Annotated in this window: 14 protein-coding genes; 1 reads left to right on the top strand and 13 read right to left on the bottom strand. The window is 67.2% G+C overall.

Annotated elements, in window-relative coordinates:
* Positions 1-14: 14 nt before the first annotated feature.
* The 13 genes from REH65_RS32400 to REH65_RS32340 all read right to left on the bottom strand — a co-directional run bounded on the left by REH65_RS32400 (position 15) and on the right by REH65_RS32340 (position 14,234).
* Positions 15-665 carry a hypothetical protein gene (locus tag REH65_RS32400; RefSeq protein WP_406690528.1) on the bottom strand — a complete coding sequence of 217 codons (651 nt, stop codon included), beginning with the start codon at positions 663-665 and terminating at the stop codon, positions 15-17.
* Between the two features lie 1,085 nt (positions 666-1,750).
* Positions 1,751-2,110 (bottom strand): WhiB family transcriptional regulator, encoded by a 360-nt coding sequence (locus tag REH65_RS32395; protein WP_406690527.1) that lies wholly within the window; start codon positions 2,108-2,110, stop codon positions 1,751-1,753.
* Positions 2,110-2,790, bottom strand: a complete 681-nt coding sequence (locus REH65_RS32390) for a GGDEF domain-containing protein (protein ID WP_406690526.1) — start codon at positions 2,788-2,790, stop codon at positions 2,110-2,112. Before REH65_RS32390 ends, REH65_RS32395 begins: the two co-directional genes overlap by 1 nt.
* 20 nt (positions 2,791-2,810) lie before the next feature.
* The gene (locus tag REH65_RS32385; protein WP_406690525.1) at positions 2,811-3,224 is read right to left on the bottom strand and encodes a thioesterase, FlK family; all 414 of its coding nucleotides are present in this window, start codon (positions 3,222-3,224) and stop codon (positions 2,811-2,813) included.
* A gap of 217 nt (positions 3,225-3,441) precedes the next feature.
* Entirely contained in the window at positions 3,442-4,071 is a 630-nt protein-coding gene (locus REH65_RS32380) for a hypothetical protein (protein WP_406690524.1), read from the bottom strand.
* Positions 4,068-5,948 (bottom strand): type IV secretory system conjugative DNA transfer family protein, encoded by a 1,881-nt coding sequence (locus tag REH65_RS32375; RefSeq protein ID WP_406690523.1) that lies wholly within the window; start codon positions 5,946-5,948, stop codon positions 4,068-4,070. The genes REH65_RS32380 and REH65_RS32375 overlap by 4 nt, the downstream gene beginning before the upstream one ends.
* The gene (locus REH65_RS32370) at positions 5,945-7,066 is read right to left on the bottom strand and encodes a C40 family peptidase (RefSeq protein WP_406690522.1); all 1,122 of its coding nucleotides are present in this window, start codon (positions 7,064-7,066) and stop codon (positions 5,945-5,947) included. The genes REH65_RS32375 and REH65_RS32370 overlap by 4 nt, the downstream gene beginning before the upstream one ends.
* A gap of 23 nt (positions 7,067-7,089) precedes the next feature.
* Entirely contained in the window at positions 7,090-8,652 is a 1,563-nt protein-coding gene (locus REH65_RS32365; protein WP_406690521.1) for an ATP-binding protein, read from the bottom strand.
* Positions 8,649-10,154, bottom strand: coding sequence for an SCO6880 family protein (locus REH65_RS32360; protein ID WP_406690520.1), 1,506 nt, complete (start codon positions 10,152-10,154; stop codon positions 8,649-8,651). Before REH65_RS32360 ends, REH65_RS32365 begins: the two co-directional genes overlap by 4 nt.
* A 44-nt stretch (positions 10,155-10,198) precedes the next feature.
* A complete protein-coding gene (locus REH65_RS32355; RefSeq protein ID WP_406690519.1) occupies positions 10,199-11,947 on the bottom strand; it encodes a hypothetical protein in 1,749 nt (582 codons plus the stop codon).
* A 2-nt stretch (positions 11,948-11,949) separates the two neighbouring features.
* Positions 11,950-12,543 carry a hypothetical protein gene (locus tag REH65_RS32350; RefSeq protein ID WP_406690518.1) on the bottom strand — a complete coding sequence of 198 codons (594 nt, stop codon included), beginning with the start codon at positions 12,541-12,543 and terminating at the stop codon, positions 11,950-11,952.
* A gap of 240 nt (positions 12,544-12,783) precedes the next feature.
* On the bottom strand, positions 12,784-13,167 hold the full coding sequence (locus REH65_RS32345) for a hypothetical protein (protein ID WP_406690517.1): 384 nt from the start codon (positions 13,165-13,167) through the stop codon (positions 12,784-12,786).
* Positions 13,164-14,234, bottom strand: a complete 1,071-nt coding sequence (locus REH65_RS32340) for a hypothetical protein (RefSeq protein ID WP_406690516.1) — start codon at positions 14,232-14,234, stop codon at positions 13,164-13,166. Before REH65_RS32340 ends, REH65_RS32345 begins: the two co-directional genes overlap by 4 nt.
* A 608-nt stretch (positions 14,235-14,842) precedes the next feature.
* Here REH65_RS32340 and REH65_RS32335 point away from each other — a divergent pair.
* Positions 14,843-17,119 carry an ATP-binding protein gene (locus REH65_RS32335; protein WP_406690515.1) on the top strand — a complete coding sequence of 759 codons (2,277 nt, stop codon included), beginning with the start codon at positions 14,843-14,845 and terminating at the stop codon, positions 17,117-17,119.
* Positions 17,120-17,266 lie beyond the last annotated feature (147 nt).

Below are 17,266 nucleotides of genomic sequence, written 5' to 3'. Positions count from 1 at the left end.
GCACTGTAAATACCCTACCCCGCAATTCCTCTCTCCCAGCTTTCAATTAACTCGCGCGGCAAGCCGCTAAAAAAATAGAATTCAGTTATGATTCGATCCAGTTGATGCCAAGCGCGAAAAAGGTCCTTTTCAGATGAGGCCATTTCCGCCACGATTTCCGTAATTTGCGACTCAGACCAGGGTGAACTGAAAAGTCGATCAAATTCCCTTGCGGGACCCGTTGCGAAGTCGTACCTAGATTCAATCGCATCCTCGAATCGGCGAAGAAATTCAGGAAAGTAGACCTGGAGAACGGACCGCAAGCTACGGCGAGCCGCACGGCGACGACTAGACTTCTGCCACCTGTACAGCAGCGGCGTCTTCGGGTGTAGCACTTCCCTGATGTCGTCGTACGCTTCCTCAACGTACGGCCCGGAAAGATTCACACGCGAAAACATCTCCCTGATTCGAAGATCTGCCGTTAGGGCCTCATCGTTTACCTTGGCCTTAATATAATCGTTTGCATTTGCGGCGCGCTCACACCATTCATAAACAATCGAATGAAGCTCCAATAATGATTCGAATGTCTCCGGCCACGACAGCGGAGATTTCGAAGATTCAGCCAAAACAGCGCGCGCCGCACCGAGACCCACTTTTCCGATTACTCCATACTCAGACAGCGTCACTACTTCCTCCTCAGTTTGGCGGATCACTACATCGCCCATCAAACTACCAGGGAACGCCGGACTTTTGACTTTGACCAATTTTGAGCGGCGAGCGCATCAACGTTCTCGGCCCGACCGTATGGCCACCACACTCGAAGCTTGGTTACACGAGCATCCCGGCCGTACGGGTGGGGCCCTGCCGAGGCACCTTCACCCGCAGCCTCGGACTCGACCGACACGCCGTGAGCACGGCCCCCAATTAGTACACATTGGACTTCTTTAATAAGGGAACACCAGAACATATCTGACCAAGCGACAACTGTACGACCAGGTCTGCCCGTAAGCCAACGCTACACGTAGTTAGAGCTGCCACGATCATGTGCTCGACTCCGATCGAGGTTACTTCGAGTCCCTAGCGTCTAACCCGATGCATTGGCCACACCTCGGCCTACTCTTTCTCGGGGGAATGACGCCTCCTCCGTATGCCTTGGAGCTGGCGCATGTCCCCTTACTGGACGTTTGCGGCTGTGGCCGCCCTCATGATTCTGTCGATGCTCGTGCTCGGAGTTGTTGCGCTGTGTCGTGCCAACACTGAGGACATCCCAGCGGTGTGCGAGAAGATCGGCGGTTGTTCACATCCCTCCGGCCGTGGGGGCGCCGCTGAAACCAAATGAGACCGTGACGAGGAATAGACCACAAGGGTGACCGACATCGGCACCTCATCACACGCTTCTCAACCCGTAGCCCACTGAGAGCCGTCCGCAGGGACCGGTAGCCGTCGAGCAGAAGCTCGACGGCTACCGGTCGCACCCCGACTACCCATGTGCGTCCGATCGTAGGTATCAACGACGCGTTGATACCCCGCGTTGGCTACCTTCGACCATGTCCTGGTGTCCAAATCTCACCACGACCGAGAATTTCGTGTCCACACGTACTCAGGTAGGGACGTTCTGGGTCATCAGCACCTCACGATCCTGATGGGCGCCACAATCGACCCGCATGCGTTCCTGCTCACTGCGGGGCCTGGTCATCGCCTTCGGAACAGGCCGGGCCACGCACCGGATGCGTAAACGCCGCTCCGCGAGGACTGGGCAGAACTGACGGTGCTAGCCGTGGCGCGTGCGTGGCTGTTGCGGCTGCGCGGGTTGTTCCAGCAGCCGACGCACGTTCTCGATTCCGTCGGGCGGCCGGTACTCAGGAACGAGGCCGGCCTGGCGCCATCGTGCCAGGAGTCGTTCTCGTGCTCGTGGTGTCAGTCCTCCTCGGATTCCGTGTTGCTCGGCGAGTGGCCGGACCAGTTCTTCTGCCAGACAGTCGGTGCGTACCGGACAACTGGCGCAGACTTCGGCGGCTCGTCGTTGTCGCCAGCGGGCTTGGTCTTTCGGCTCCGGATAGCCTTCGGGGCCGAACCAGAGCTCGAGCATGGTGTCGTGGCAGGCCGCACGATTCCTCCAGTGTCCACTCATCACGGCCGCACCTCCGCAAACTTGAGTTCGCTGCACGACCGCTCGTGTTCGGTTCGGGGGCGTCCTTTCGCCTCGTACATGGCCGCGTCCGCAGCGGCGAGAGCCATCGAGAGCGGCATGTCCGGTCGTGGTGTGACGGTGCCGATGGCCGCGCGGACGTTGATCGTGCCGATTCCGTTGACCTGAACCGGGTTGGCCAAGGCCGACCGCAACCTGCACGTCTCGGGCCCGCCGGGTCGGCTGGTGAGGAAGACCAGTTCGTCACCGCCGTAGCGGCCGATAATCGCGCGTGGCCCGAGTTCGAGTCTGAGTCGGTTGGCGGTGGTGCGCAGTACCTGGTCTCCGGCGTGGTGGCCGTATCGGTCGTTGATCGTCTTGAAGTCGTCCATGTCCACCAGCCCCACCACGCCCACGAAGCCAAGACGAGCCCACAGGGCGTTGGCGGTATGTTCCCAGGTTCGGCGGTTGAGCAGCCCGGTGACATAGTCGTGTTGGGCGTCGTCGAGAGCTCGCCTGGTGTCGCGGCATTCGCGGCGGACGTGGTGGAGTTCCCGGGTGCGTTGGCGGAGATGGCGGGACGTGGTGGCCCAGCCGGTAGCGGTGGCCAGGGCGCCGGCCGCGAGGGCCAGCGTGGCGGGGCGGGGCTCGGGAATGCGGTAGTGGCGGTGGGCGTGGTTCATCGTGGTTCACTCCCTGGTCCTCACGTGTGCAGCCGCCGGTAGAAGCGGCTTCGGCTGGGGGTGGCGAGTTCGTGGTGCAGGACCCCTGCTGGTTGGCCGGTGTCGATGTTGATCGCGCGGGCGGTCCAGCGTTGTCGCCCGCCGCCGTCTGGGAGGTGGCGGGAGGTGACCTCGATGCGGACTTGTTGGCCTGGGAGTGTGGGTGCGGTGTGGTGGTAGGTGCCCCCACAGCCGAGCATCGCGCGCTCAAAGGGGACCTCGGGTGCGATGGCTTCCCAGGTGGCGTCTTCCATCATGGCGATGAGCATCGCGGTGGCCAGGACGGGTTCGCCGCGGCGGGCGAGCATGCTGTTGGGCAGGATCTGCGGCACGGTGTGTGCTTCGCTGATCACGCGGCGGGCCGTGTGGATGCGCAGGGGCTCGGTGGCGGTCATGATCGGGTCTCCTTCAAGGCGGGTGCGGTGGTGGAATTGGTTTCGGTGGTGTTGTTTTCGCGGAGTCCGGGTTGTCCGGGGTAGCGCCAGGAGATGGCGCAGTCCGGGCAGATCCAGCGTGCGATCGGTGGGGTGAGCCACCGCGTGGGTGCGTGGCATTGCGGGCAGGATGGTCCCGGTCGTGGGTCGAGGAATGAGCGGACGGGCATGGTTGCGGTCATGTCGGTTCTTCCTTTCCTGATTGGGTTTTCGATGTTTCGTCCTGGGTTGCGGGGGCCGGGGCGAAGCGGGTGAGTCGGGCGGGTGCGCCGACCGGCCGGTGACGTCCGTCCGTGCAGTGGGGGTGGATCCAGGTGGCCAGGCGTGTGGCGAAGCCGGCTCGCCAGGTGTGGTGCCAGTACTGGGCGTCACGGACGTTGGCGGTGGCGCCGACGTTGGCGCGGCGCCAGCTGTAGGCGAGGGTCGCGACTTCCATCGCCAGTCCTGGATGCTGGTGCCAGCAGTCCGGGATCGGTACCGCCGGGCTTCCGGGCAGTCCGAGATAGGTGGCGTTGAACCACGCCACGAAGTTCTCCAGCGTCCACTCGGGCGTGTGCCCGTTGAGGGCATGTTCGCGGTCTTCGGCCGCGGCCGGTGGAGTGAACACGACCCACGGGGCCGGTTGATCCGACGGTCCGTCTTCGTCCTCGCTGTCGGCGGTTTCGAGTGCATGCACACGCCGGGTGAGGGCAGTGACTTTCCCGGCCAGGCCGCCGATCAGTTCCATCAGGACGCTGATCTGTTCCTGCGGTCCGCCGCGTGGCTCTGGCAGCGGTCCGGGGTCAGGTGTGAGTTCGTCGTCGTTCACCGCACCTCACCTCCCACCACGGTCGGGGCCTGCTGGTTGCCGCTTCGGAGGTACCCGTCCGGGGTGACGGAGGCGGTGCCGTTACGGATGGTGGTGACGTCGCCGTCGAGGTGTTTCCAGTCTCGGCGTTGGGTGACGTCGACGGTGCGGGCCAGGATCGGTTTGAGGTGTCGGTGGATGACCAGGACCCGGCCGCGGTCCAAGGTCCGCACAGCGCCGGGCCGGTAGGTCGGGACGGTTTCGGTACCCACCGAACTGCGGCCGATTCCGAACAGGCCGTCGGATTGTTGCTGGTAGCGGCGCCGGTCGTGGTGAGCGGAGATCGTGGAGATCCACTCGAGAGTCTTCGGGTCCTTGATCCCGCCCCAGAGCGTCAACGTGGTGGTGTTGTCGAGCAGTTGCCGACGTCCGGTCTCCCCGTACAGCGAATCCAGGTGGGCCAGGGATTGCGCGGCCCAGTGGATGATGACTCCGCGGCCGGCCGAGTCGGCGAGGATTTCCGGGAGCTTCGGCACCGGGGTGGCGTCGTAGAGCTCGTCGAGGTTGTTGGTCGCCGGTGGGTCCAGACGCCGCGACGGATACGCCAGCGCCAGTTCTTGCTGGTGGGTGAGGAGGTCCTCGACCAGGGCGGTCAGCACGGGCCGGACCTGGGCTGCCTGGTGCTCACCGGCGACTAGGAACAGGCTTCCCTGCTTGCGGATGAAGGACGCAGCGTCGAACTCCCGACCGGCCACCGGGGTGCACAGGTCCCGCAGGTGAGGGTCGAGCCAGGGCTCGATGACGCGGCGTACTGACAGCCACACGGCGTCGGAGGTTTCGGCGACCATGCCGATCTCGGAGCGCAGGTTGTCGGCGAGTTCGGTGAAGCCGTGGTCGCGGAGGAGCTCGACGGGTTCTTGGTCGGGTGGTTTGGTGATCGCCCACCGCACCAGATCGGCCACTCCGCGGCCGGCACTTGCGGCGGCCAGGAGGTAGGCCTGGATGACCATTTTCGCGCGTTCGCGGAAGACTTTGTCGTTGCCGCCGGTGTTTTCCATCCCGACGGCGGCGGCCTCGACGAGGGTTTCGGCGCGGCGGCGCGCGGTGGTGAAGTCGCCGCATCCCGTGACCGGGGACCAGTGGACTTGGGCGGGCCAAGTTACGTGGCCGGTGGTGTCGAACACCAGCACCGGGCCTGCGTTCGGTCGGCGCGTGCGCGCGAGTGCGGCGAACTCGAGGAGGTCGGGTTTGGTGGTTGAGCACAGCAGCATCCCCGGGGCGGCCAGGGCCTTGTGGACCAGGTCGGTACGGGACTTGCCGGATTGGGTGGGGGCGAACGCTCCGGTGGGGTTTTCGAAGGGTGTGCACAGCACCTGGCAGTACGGTCCGCGGTGCAGGGGCGCGGCCACCTCCTCCAGCGGTGCGCGGCGACGTTGCTGTGGGGTGAGGCTGGGCCGGGTCCACTCGGCGGTGCGCCGCGCGGCCTCAAGGGACAGTTCACGCCGGAGGTCCTCACGACTGGCGTGGCCTGGCTGCACCGGGCCGTAGTGGCGCCACAGCACCCGTCCCACCACCGTCAACACCGCGGTGGTACCGGTGGTGATCCCTGTGGTGACCATCCAGTACAGGCCTGCGCGGCCCGTGAGCGCCTCCATCCATGGGGATCCCAGGTTCGCGCCCGGATCGGTGGGCTCGGACAGCAGGCTGATGCTCGTGGTAACCCACGTGTCGAAGGCAGGCATCTGCCACGGCCCGCCCGCCACGGCCGTGGCTGTAGCGACGCCGGCCATGAGCGCTGCGGTCAAGCCCAGGACCGCTCCGAGGAGGCCGATGAGCAGGCTCATCAGGGCGATGTCGCGGTCGGCGGTGGGAGACAGAGTTCGTCGGCTGTTGGTCATTTCTCAGCCCTCCCCATGGCGGGTGTGGCCGGTTCGGCGACGCGCCGGATGGTGACGATCTGGTCGGCCCAGGCGTCGAGGCGTTCGAGGATCACGCCGGTCGAGGAGTCGTAGGCGTTAACGATCACGCCGTGGCCGGCGTACATGCCCACGTGACCCGGGTTGGACGGTGATCCCAGCGAGCCGGGAATCAGTAGCAGGTCACCGGGTTGCACCGCGGCGAGGGAAGCCACGGCCCGGCCGTCGTCTTTCTGGCCGTAGGTGCCTGCTGAGATCGGGACACCTGCGTGGGCCCACGCGGCCTGCATCAGCCCCGAGCAGTCGAACTCATCCGGGCCTTTCGCGCCCCAGACATACGGTGCGCCGAGCTTGCTCAGCGCGAACTCCACGGCCGCGCGCTGCTGCGGATCCGCAGGTAGCTGGAAGCCTGGCGGGATCTTGGCCGGGTCCAGGGCGATGTTCGAGCTCGATGCCCCCTGTTCCGGGCACCCAGCGGTTGGACCTGTCGAGGCGTGTTGTGCACTGTCGCGGCTAGTAGGAGCTGGGAGGGGGTTGTCCGGTCCGTTCCAGAATCGGGCCGTGAGTGCCTCTGCTGGTTGTTCTTGTGGGGCGTAGCGGTCCGGGAACGCCGAGGCCTGCACCTTCTGCTGCGCGACGCCAGGGGCCATATCGTGCCAGCCGTCGAGTTCAACGAGGTGATCGAGGAATTTTCCCGTGGCATAGACCGGGTTGGTGACCTCCTCGGGAGAGCCCCACCCCATCGACGGGCGTTGCTGGAACAGCCCGAGCGAGTCGCGGTCGCCGTAGTGCACGTTTTCCAGACGAGACTCGACGATGGCGGTCGAAATCGCCAGCACTGCTGCCCGTTTGGGGAGTGTGCGTTGCTGCACGACGCCGGTGATGGTCTGGGCGTTGGTCAGCTGCTCGCTGTTCCACTCGTCGTCACCGACCTGCGTCACACCTGAATCGGTGCCACTGGGCCCATTCGTGGCGGTGCCGCGTTGACATCCGCCCAGTGGCGCGAGGAGACCACTGGAGACCGCCAGCACCGCCACGCCCAGTAGGGCCGCTGGCATGACGACGAAGACCACCACGACGCCCGCGATGATGGCCAGCACTGTGCCATGTCCCGTTCCAGGCATCACGACCACCTACCGGGTGTCGCGGGACCCTCATCAGTTCCACCGCCCGCCCCGAACGAGGCTGGGTTTTCGCGCAGTTGGGCGTTGGTGTCGAAAGTCTGTTTCTCCACGCGGGACAAGACGCTTTGGACCTTGTAGCCGGGTTTGTTTTCCAACTTCCAAAGGGCCCGTCCGGTGCGTTCCATGCACCATCCGGTGGTCACATCGGACTCCTTTCCCGAGAGAGCGAAGTCTTCGGCGAGTTCGTCCGCGACGCGTGTGGACTGTCCGAACAGGATCCTCGTGGAGCACAGAGCCAGAAGGTCCTTGGCGATGGCGACTTCTTGCGATCCGGCGTTGCCGACCGAGAGGAAGTCGGAGGGTTTGTGTCCGACGAGGATCTGAATCTTCTTTTCCGCACGGCTCAGTCGCAGATCGGAGTCGACGGCCTGGACCGCTTTCGGTCCCAGGCGCATTTGGCGCCAGACCTCGTCGCGCACGACGATGCGGATCTCGCCGTCGTCCTGCAGATCGGTGATCATCGAGGACCAGGACCCGAGGCACGTCAGCGCCACAGCCACGGCTTGGTCTCCTCTGCTGCGCAGGCGGGAGAGGTCCATCGATTGGATCGGGGCGGCCCAGTCGAGTTCGAAGTTGGTGGGTTCGTCGAACAGTCCGGCCAGGGGGCCGTGGATGAGGTTGGCCAGGACGTCGGTGATCGGGCGCAGTTGATCGAGGAACTGCCGGCGGTCGGCGAAGCGGGTGGTTTCCCAGAGCGTGGTGTCAGCGGCGGCCAGTTCACGTTGAACGTCCGGGATGGTGACCGGGCACAGGTGCGTGTAGCCGTCGGCAGCGCCGACGAGGCGACGCAGGACCTGGGACAGGACGGCTTCGTCGGTGACCGTGGGCGTGTAGCCCTGCGCCTCGGCCAGGGCGGTGAGCAGTTTGACCCACCTGCCCAGGACGCCGTCGAGCTCGTCGCGCTGGCGAGCCACCGACCAGGTATTCCAGTGCTGGCTCAGTGGCCCGAGGTCCAGGGCGTTGAGGCGTGCTCTGGAGCCGCGGCCCAGTCCGATGGGTTGGATCCCCAGTGCGTGCAGGAGTGGGGTGTATTCACCTTTGACGTCGCCGGAGATCAGGGTGCGGACACCGACGAGCATCATGCGCAGCAGGAAGGCGACAACCGTGGACGACTTGCCGCGTCCGGGTTCGCCGAAGATGACCATGTTGGGGTTGGTGCACATCCCGCGCAGGACCCACTCGATCGGGTGCGCGTAGAACGCCCCTCCGCTGAGCGTGTCGTAGCCAATGCGGGCCCCTACCGCGGGGATGCCGTTCGCGGCCAGGAGTGGGAACAGTCCGCCGATCTCGTGGGTGGCGGCCTGATACACCGTCAGCGGAGCCTCGACCGGAGCCCACCCTTCACCTCGTCGGGCCCGGCCCCGGCGTGGCGCCACGGGTCGGTTGATCCGCTCCGAGGGTGTGCTGGGTCCGTTCGGGGTTCGGGTTTTGCGGGCAGGAGGAGCGCCGAAGTCGGTGAGCAGCTGTGCCGCTGTGCGCTCGGTCTTGATGCGCCGGGTCATTTCAGGCCTCCTCTCGCGCGGGGCAGGCCGATGCCGAGCGGGAGGCAGGCGGCGACGAAGGTGGAGTCCTGGGCGAGGTCAAGGCGCAGGAGGCGGAAGCGGCCGGCGGCGTCGTGTTCCAGTCGTGCGGCGTGGTCTTCGGCGTTCCAGTGCGCGGGCACGGTCACGGCGGCGGCCACCGCGTAGCGCACGAGTGAGTGTCCGGCCGCGACCGCCCGCTCCTGGGCGTGGGCACCGCTGGCCTCGCGTTCGTCCGTCGCGGAGGCCGAGAAGCCCTTGGTGCGCTTGTAGTCGCGCAGGACTCCGGCGCGGAAGCGGTAGTGCTGCACCGCTCGTGCCGCGCGGCGTGCGCCCATGACCTCGTAGTGGATCGCCAGGCACCGGCGTTCCCCGGCGGTCTGCACTGCCAGCAGCGGGCTCAGTGAGCCGAAGACGGTTCCGGCTTCGGGCATCAGGACCGAGTAGGACACCGTGGAGTAGGCGTCGTGGTCGTAGCGCCGCCACCCGGGGGTCGGGGCCTCGGAGGGCCCCGCGGCTGCCTTCGGCAGCCCTTCACGGCCGTCCCCGGCCAGTCGGCTTGCCCGCAACACGCCGCTGGCGGCGGGGTTGAAGCCGGTGCGGATCGCCTCGGCCAATCCGCTGCCGGAGAGCCACTCCACGTGGTCGGCACCGAGTGCCTTCAGCGGGTCTTCGAGGCCGTCGAGGACCCGGTAGAGCACCCGGGCTCGCCCGTCTGCCCCTCCCCCGGCTGCCACCGCCGGTTTCCGCAGCGCGTCCTCCGAGCCGGACAGGCTCACGAACACCTCGTGGCGCACCGAGACCGAGCCGATCGTGCGGTCCAGTTCGTCGGCTGCCTGGCGGGCCAGTGGGGGTGCGTCGGGGATTTCGTGGTGGGTGCGCCACACCTCGTGTTCGGTGCCGTCATCGGGCACGGTGCGCACCAGCAGGCTCATGCGGTCGATGAGGTCGCGGTGCCCGATCGACAGCAACAGGTTGCCCAGCCGGGACGCCAGTCGCTCGCACTGCTCGTTCGAGAGCATCCCGACCCCGGTGTGGGTCAACCGTGCCGTAGCTCCCCAGCGGCCGTCGCGGGTGTCGTGGATCAGGCACACCCGGCCGCGGTCCTTGAACACCGGCCCATCCGGGAACCGCACCCGCTGCAGCACCCCGGGCAGATCCGGTTCGTCCGGGTCCACCGCAGTGCCGGAGGCGGCGTGGGACTGCCACCGGGACCAGCCCAGCACTGATCCGAGCTGGTAGGCCACGAGGTGGCCCAGCCAGCGAATTGCGGGACGCCCCCGCACCGGCACCACCACCAACACCGCGGCGAGCCCACACACCGTGGCCGTGAGCAGGGCGTGGGTAAGGTGGCCGGCGCTGACGCTCCACAGGACCGGGACCGCGAGCACGAGGCAGCTCAGGGCTTGGCCTGGGGTCAGGCCCATGATCCAGCCCGCGTGCTCGCGGCGCGCCAAACCTCGGTAGATCCGCACGTTGCTCATACGGCACCACGCCCTCCGTACCGTCATCACCTGGGATGTGGTCATCACTGCTGGTCACCCGGCCGCTGCTGGGGCGGTGGTCGGTCACCGCCGGGGTCATCGACGCCCGGGCCCGGCTCCGGTGACTCGGGGGCCTCGGGTGGCTGGGGGCTTTCACCCTCGGCTCCGCCGTTGCCGGTACTTCCGGCGTCCGCGTTGCCCGGTGGCTCGTCCGAGTTCGGTGCGAGCGGCACAGCCGAATCCGCGGCTCCGTGGTCGGACGTGTTCGGCCTAGCCGCGGAGACATCCGGGGCCTCTGGTGGCGACGGCTCATCACTGCCGCCCGCGGCCTCGACCCCGCCACCTGCATCGGAATCCGAATGGGATGCAGGCACGACCGGACTCGGTCCGTTGTCCCCGGCATTGCCGTCATCGCCCAAGGCGGGCTCATCGACCTCAGCCGGTTGCTCACCGGTTGCTCCTCCAGCGCCTCCGCCACTCGCCTCGGCGCTACCTCCGAAGCCAGCGTCATCGATGGATTCGCCGCCAACGGGGTCGTGGTAGGCCGCAGGCCGGTGAGGAGACCCCTCGCGCCCACCCGAACCGCCGTCGGTACTCGAGTCGGCATCGCCATCGTCGGCGTCGGGGCTGGGGTCAGGCGGCGAAGGTGCGCTCGATCCCCGGGAATCTTCCGATCCCGTGCTGCTTCCGCTACTGGATCCACCGGCCCCATCGGGTTCGCCGGATCCACTGTCTGAGTTGGCGGAATTGGCAGTGTCTTTCGGTCGTGCGTCGGAATCCTCGCCCTGGCCGGTTGTGGCGTCGTCGAAGCGATCGGTGTTGGCGGACTCCTGGGCATCACCGTCTTCGTCGCCACCGAACCCGTAGAGCGTGGCCAGGGCCGAAGTCGCTCGCATGCCGGGACTGTTGGAGCCATAGGACTCCGTTCCAGTCATCGCCAGCGCATCACGGAACGGACCGTCCGGGCGACTGTCGGCATCGACGAAGACGAACAGCCGAATCAGCAGCAGTGGCACCACGAGAACGATGATCAGGACGCCGATTCCCGCCAACAGCCCAGACAGTCCTTGCGCTCCCCCGGCGATGGCCACGCCGAGCACCAGCGCCAGGGCCAGGGCGGGTTTCATGACGCAGCACACGATGATCATGCGCAGCGCGATCCAGTACCAACCCATGCTGACCCGGGCCAGCAGACCGGCAGCGGTGATCGGGATCGTCGCGACCAGAACGTAGATCGCGGCTTCGCGAAACAACATCTCCAAAACGAAGCCGATGCCTGCCGGGATCAGCCCGAACACCGCGCAAATCCCCAAGACGACTGCCTTGATGCCATCGACCGCGCCGTCGGCGAAGCTGGTGTGGGTCAGGGCTTCCTGAAAGTTCTGTGATTGCAGGCCGTATTCGAGAATCCCGCGAGTGACGCCGTCGGTCGCGCCCAGGAACGCGGCGACCATCCCCACCGTCACCGCCAGGGCGATGCCGTACTGCACAGGGCCGATCACCAGGCGGAGGAATCCACGTCCGCCTCGCAGGGAGGTGAGGGTCAGCTGCCAGAAGAACAGCCCGAGCGCGAGGATTCCGGATATCCACAGCATCATCGGCCACAGCACCGACACAGGGCCGGTGCGGGTGTCGACCGTGAAGATCGAGAACTGGTCGGCGAGTTTGAAGGCTTCGCGCAAGATGGCCAGGCCTGCTTCCCACAGGACCCGCATCGCGACCTCGAACAGCGACGCCCCGAACTGCTGGAGTTGGCCGCCCATCGTGGTGCCGAGGTCGTCGAAGGGCCACATCGCTAGCCACCCCGCTTCAGGTCGCGGTAGCCGGCGCGCACCGCATCCGGGCTGCCGGGCCACGCGTTCGGCGCCGCCGCCGGGACCGGGCCCGGCGAGATCCGCCAGTCCCCCTCGACGTGGCGCAGGGCCTGGCAATCACCCACCCCGGCGGTGAGCGTGTGGCCGCGGTAGTCCACGGAGAACTGACCCAGCACGCAGGCCACGACGAACCGGCCGCTGTCGGTGGTGCCCTTGATCTGGCCGTGGGTGACCTGATAGGTCGCCGTCAGCTCAGGGACAACCCCGGTCGGTTCCAGTTCCGCGCTGGCGCGCAGGGACCGCAGCAGAGAAGACAACCCCGTGGCCTCGACGGGCGGTGCTCCGGGCAGGGCCAGTTCGTGGTAGCCGAGTGCGTAGGTGGCCGGATCGGCACCGCGCATCGCGGCTTCGTCCAGGGCCACCAGCTGCCCCAGAGCGCCTTCGGGCGTGGGTGGGAAGCCGCCTGGGATCCATCGCCCTGTCAACTGGGTGGGGCCCGGGACGGTGAGTGGGGCCCCGGCGAGCTCGGCGGTCATCGGTTGGGGCTGGGCCGCCACCACGGGCAACACGACCATCGGTGACCCAGCCAGCGCACGCTGCCCCGCCGTGTCCCACCCTCCGGGGTCCACGGACGGCCCGTTCCATCGCGGCAGAATCGGTGTGGGCGGTGCGGGTCGAGTGGCTTCGTGGGAGGTCGTCAGCGCTGCGATCACGGCGACCGCCGACAGCGCCAGGACCGCGATCACCGAGAGCCCTACCGTCAACCGGCGCCGAGGCTGGGGCTGGTGGTGTTGGTCTGCGGGGGCGGCCATGGCTCAGCCACCCCACGCGAAGGTGCTGATGAGCTGGTAGCCGACGCCGTAGAGGATGCCGCCGCCCACGGCGCACAGCATCATGATCACGCCGATCTTGCCCGCACGGTGGTGGTCGACCCAGCGTCCCCCGGCCCAGACCAGCAGCCCCATAAAGAACCCGACCATCAGCGCGACGCCGGCGCCCCACTTCACATTGCCCGCGACCGTCATGATTCTGTCGGAACCCGGAGGCGGTTTGACGGTGGGGTTTTCGAAAGGAGGCGGCAGCGCGCACTCACCCGGTGGCGCCAACGGGTGCGGTGGTATGCAGTTTCGGGGTTCGACCTGCGTGGGGAAGTGGTCCAGCAGCGGCATGACGGTGTCGGTGAGGAAGTGGGTGATCACGACAGGTCCCCCTTCAGCACTCCCAGCAGGCGGTCGACCAGACCGGGCACGGTGGGTGGGGACAGCAGATCCCAGCGCTGCAACACCGGGACGAGGGCATCCCGCAGCCGCGGCGGGGTCACCTCCGGAGTGATGCCCGAGACCGCGACGTCGGAGTCATGTGGAAGGAAGGCCGCCTCGTCGATCAACGGCGCCAGGCGTGGTCCGGCGCAACCTGCGATTCCGGCGGGCCACCGCGTAGCCCCGACGACCACCAGCTGCACCGGCGCGGCTGTCGCGGTGCAGGTTTCGAGGCGGGCCAGGACTTGCTCGGCGTGCAACAACGACGGCCTGCTGGGACGGCACACCAGCACCGGCCGCGGCATCGGTGTCCCGGCACGCAGCCACGCACCTGCCCCCGCCAAGGGGGCGGCGGCGATCCGCCAGGGGTCGTGGCCGAGGTCGACCACCGTGGCCTGCACCGACCTTGAGGTGGGCTTGAAGAACCTCGGTGGCGGGACCATGCCCGGTGTCACCAGGGGCAGGTCGGATTCCACCCGTGCCACCAGGGCGCTCGCCCGCCAGGACATCCGGATCCTCACCGCGCTGTGCGGGCTCGCCGCCGCTGGGCCGTCGGAACGGGCCGCCGAGGCCAGGCCCGAACGTGCCGGATCGGCCACGTCGACCATCAGCGTGTGCAGATCGGCCAGTTGCAGGGCATCGGCCAGCACAGTGGTCACCACCGAGGCACCTGCCCCGGCCGAGGCCGACAGGACGGGAATGACGGTGCCGAATCCGGCCCAGTCCGCGTGCGCCGTCGTGGTCGGGTCCAGGCCTTGGCGCTGCACCGCTGCCGCGGCCCGGCCGGTCTCGGCCGCGACCTGCTGTCCTGCTCGCTCGCCATCTCGTGTTCGAGCGGCGAGCTGGCCGGCCTCGACTGCGGCGACGACGTCGGCAGTGGGAAGGTCCGACCATGCCTCGGTAGCCGCACGAGCAAGCTCCTGGCCGCCGGGCCCCTCGGTGTGGGTTGGCAGGGGGTTGTCCGCAGGAGCCCCGTTCCTGTCCTCGGTGGGTGACCCGGGAGGCATCGTCGGCGTGGGTCGACGTGGTTGCAGGGTGATGCGTTGCTGGTTCTTGCTGTTTCCCAGTGTGTTTGGTGGCGGTTGGACCATGACAGCGGACTCCTTTACAGCGGCCGCGCCCGGGTGGGATCAGGCCTGTTGAGGGCGCACGAGCCCCGGCTCGAAGGGGTGCATGCACCCGGTTCGAGGAGCGCGGTGGCGGCATGGGGTTGGCAGAGCCCAGGGGATGCGGCGGGCTCTGCGCAGCAGCGGGATGGCTGCTATTCCTGGGCCATCACGGGTTCGAGAGCATGAGGGCGACTACCCCACGAATGGGTGATATTCGCCGTGGTTGCGGCCCCAGTCACCCTGTTTCAGGTGTGCTGGCGGTGACGAGTTGAGCCGTCACTTCCGCAGTCGCGATCGTTCCAGCGGTGTCCCGGTTTTTCGGTTGGGACCAACGAGATTGGGTTCACCGTCCCTATGGGATCGGCGCCGTCGTTGTTGGTCCGTCCACTGTGGGATCCGCCGATAGCGGTTGGCCAGAATTGACACGTTGACCAGTCATGTCAATTTTGTGCTCGTTGTCGCTGGTTACCATCGATTGCCGCGCAAGAACTGGGGGTGTTGTTGCGGTGGTCGAGATCGATTCCTTCGTGGGGCGTGAGGCCGAGACCGAGCGGGTCATCGGGCTCCTGGATTCCGGCGCGCGCTTGGTCACGCTCACCGGGCCTGCCGGGCATGGCAAGAGCCGTCTGGCCAAGCACGTCGCGGCCGGGCAGGAGTTGTTCGACCAGTGGGCCGTGGTCGACCTCGCGGCAGTGGACGACCTCGATCTGGTGGCCGGGCATATCGCTCAGAGCATCGGGGGCGGCCAGCAGGTCACCACCGGCGTCGCCGGGTGGCCGCAGCTCGCGCAACTCCTCTGTGAACTTCGCTTTCTTCTTGTTCTGGACAATTGCGAGCATTTGCTTGACGCCTCGGACGACCAGGAGGGTCTCGATGAGCTGGTGGGGCTGCTGCTGCGCAGCGCGCCGCAGCTGACGTGCCTGGCCACCAGCCGGATGGCGCTGCAGGTCCGCGGCGAGCATCCCCTGCCCCTCGAACCGCTCCACGCGCCGGATCCGGCCGAGCAGCCCGAAGCCGCACTGACCTCCGAGGCGCTCCAGCTGTTCATCGACCGCTCCCGCGCCGCCGACGCGACCATCGACCTCGCCGAGGCCGGTAACCGGCGCGCGGCCGCTCGTCTGGTGCACCGGCTGGGCGGCATCCCGATGCTCGTCGAACAGGTCGCTGCTCGAGTCGGGACGCGGTCCTCGGTCACTGAACTGGAGACGCGGTTCACCGCCGATTCCTACCGCAAGCTGCTCTCCCAGGTCATGGCCTGGACCTGGGAAGCCTGCAGCCCAGACCAGCAACGGCTCCTCGCCCGGCTCACGGTGTTTCGCGGCGGCTGGTCACTACCCGCGGCCGAAGCCGTAGCCGGATCCGAGCTCGACGAGATCGACGAGCTACTCAACGAACTCCGGCGAAGCGGACTGGTCATCCGCGCACCAGGGGTCGTGCCCACTCGGTATCGGATGTTGCAGGCCGTGCGGGAATGGGTGCAGCACCGCCTTGATCCCAGCGAGCTTGACGATGCCCGCTCACGACATCAGCGCTGGTGCGCTCAGATCATCGACGACGCGGCGACCCAAGGACATGGGCCCGCCGGATCCGGCCTGCTGTGCACCCTGCGCGGCGAACTGGACAACGTCCGGGCCGCGCTCACCCGATGCACCACCCCGAACGATGCGCGCTGGGGACTCCCAGTCGCCGTCACGCTCGCCAACGCCCGCGTGCCCTTCATCCAAGGCGAGCTCTCCGAATGGGGCAGGCACCACCTCAGCCGCTTGCGGCAGCTGTACCCGCACCGTGACGCGACCTGGGTGGCCGCACTGGCGACCGAGGCCTGGGTAGGCGTCTGCCAAGGAGACCCGGACACCGAAACCCTGCTTTCCCAGGCACAGCAAGCCGCGGACCAGCTGGGAGAACCGGACCACTGGCTCGTGCTCTACGCACGGGCGGTGAGCGCTACGTTCGGTCAAGGCCCCGAGCACGAAGCTGGCGTCCTGTGGGAACAGGCCCTGACGGCACTGCGCGAGGAATCTCCTCCGGAGACGCACGTGTTCCTCGGTCTGGTCGGAATGTGGCAAGCGGTACACGCCGGCGGGTTCGCCGAACCAAGCGAGGCCGAGCGCATCATCAACGCCTACCGCACCGAATGCCGCACCCACGACTCCGACCACCTGCTGAGCTGGGGCGACTGGGCCTGGGCGCTACTGTGCGTGCGACGAGGCGACCTCAGCGAGGCCGTCATCGCCTTGCGTGCATCGATCACCACCCAACAGCATCACCACGACCTCTGGGGACTGCCCTGGTCACTGGTCATCGCTCTGCTGGTCACCGCTGACAGCCAGCAGTGGCGTGACACCGCACGCCTGCTCGGCGCGGTGGACCTGGTCATGCTGCGCACCGAAATCGCTTTCCGCCGACTGCGCGGCTTGGGTGAAGCCGTGGCCTCCGCCGAGCGCCGCGCCCGCGCCGCCCTCCCGGCCAAGGACTACGACTACGCCTACAGCCGTGGCCACGCACTTTCGTTCGACGACGCCTGCGACCTGCCCCTCACACTCCCCTTGTTCCGCGACCCTCACATGGCAACGCCGCTGGTCACGCCCGTGTTGACCGTACGGCAGCAGCAGGTCGCCGCTCTGCTGCTGCAGGGCGCGACCAACCGGGCGATCGCCGAACACCTCGGCGTCTCCCATGCCACCGTCGACAGCCACGTTCACCAGATCCTCCAGCGCACCGGCGCCACCAGCCGCCGTGATACCCGCACCATCGCCACTCACCTCCACCTGAGCACCGAGTAGCTGCAGCGCTCGCGGCGTGCCACGTCGTGGCTGTTGAGTAGCCGGGCTTGGTATTGAGGCGCTGTGGATTCCGGTGCCGCCCGCCGAAATCCACAGCGATTGTGGATGTCAACGACCTTGTGCCCTGGTGCATTGGAACCTGTACCG

Origin of the sequence: Saccharopolyspora sp. ID03-671, from assembly GCF_045278815.1 — a bacterium.
Taxonomy (GTDB): Bacteria; Actinomycetota; Actinomycetes; order Mycobacteriales; family Pseudonocardiaceae; genus Saccharopolyspora; species Saccharopolyspora ipomoeae.
This window is presented reverse-complemented; position numbering and strand designations above follow the sequence as displayed.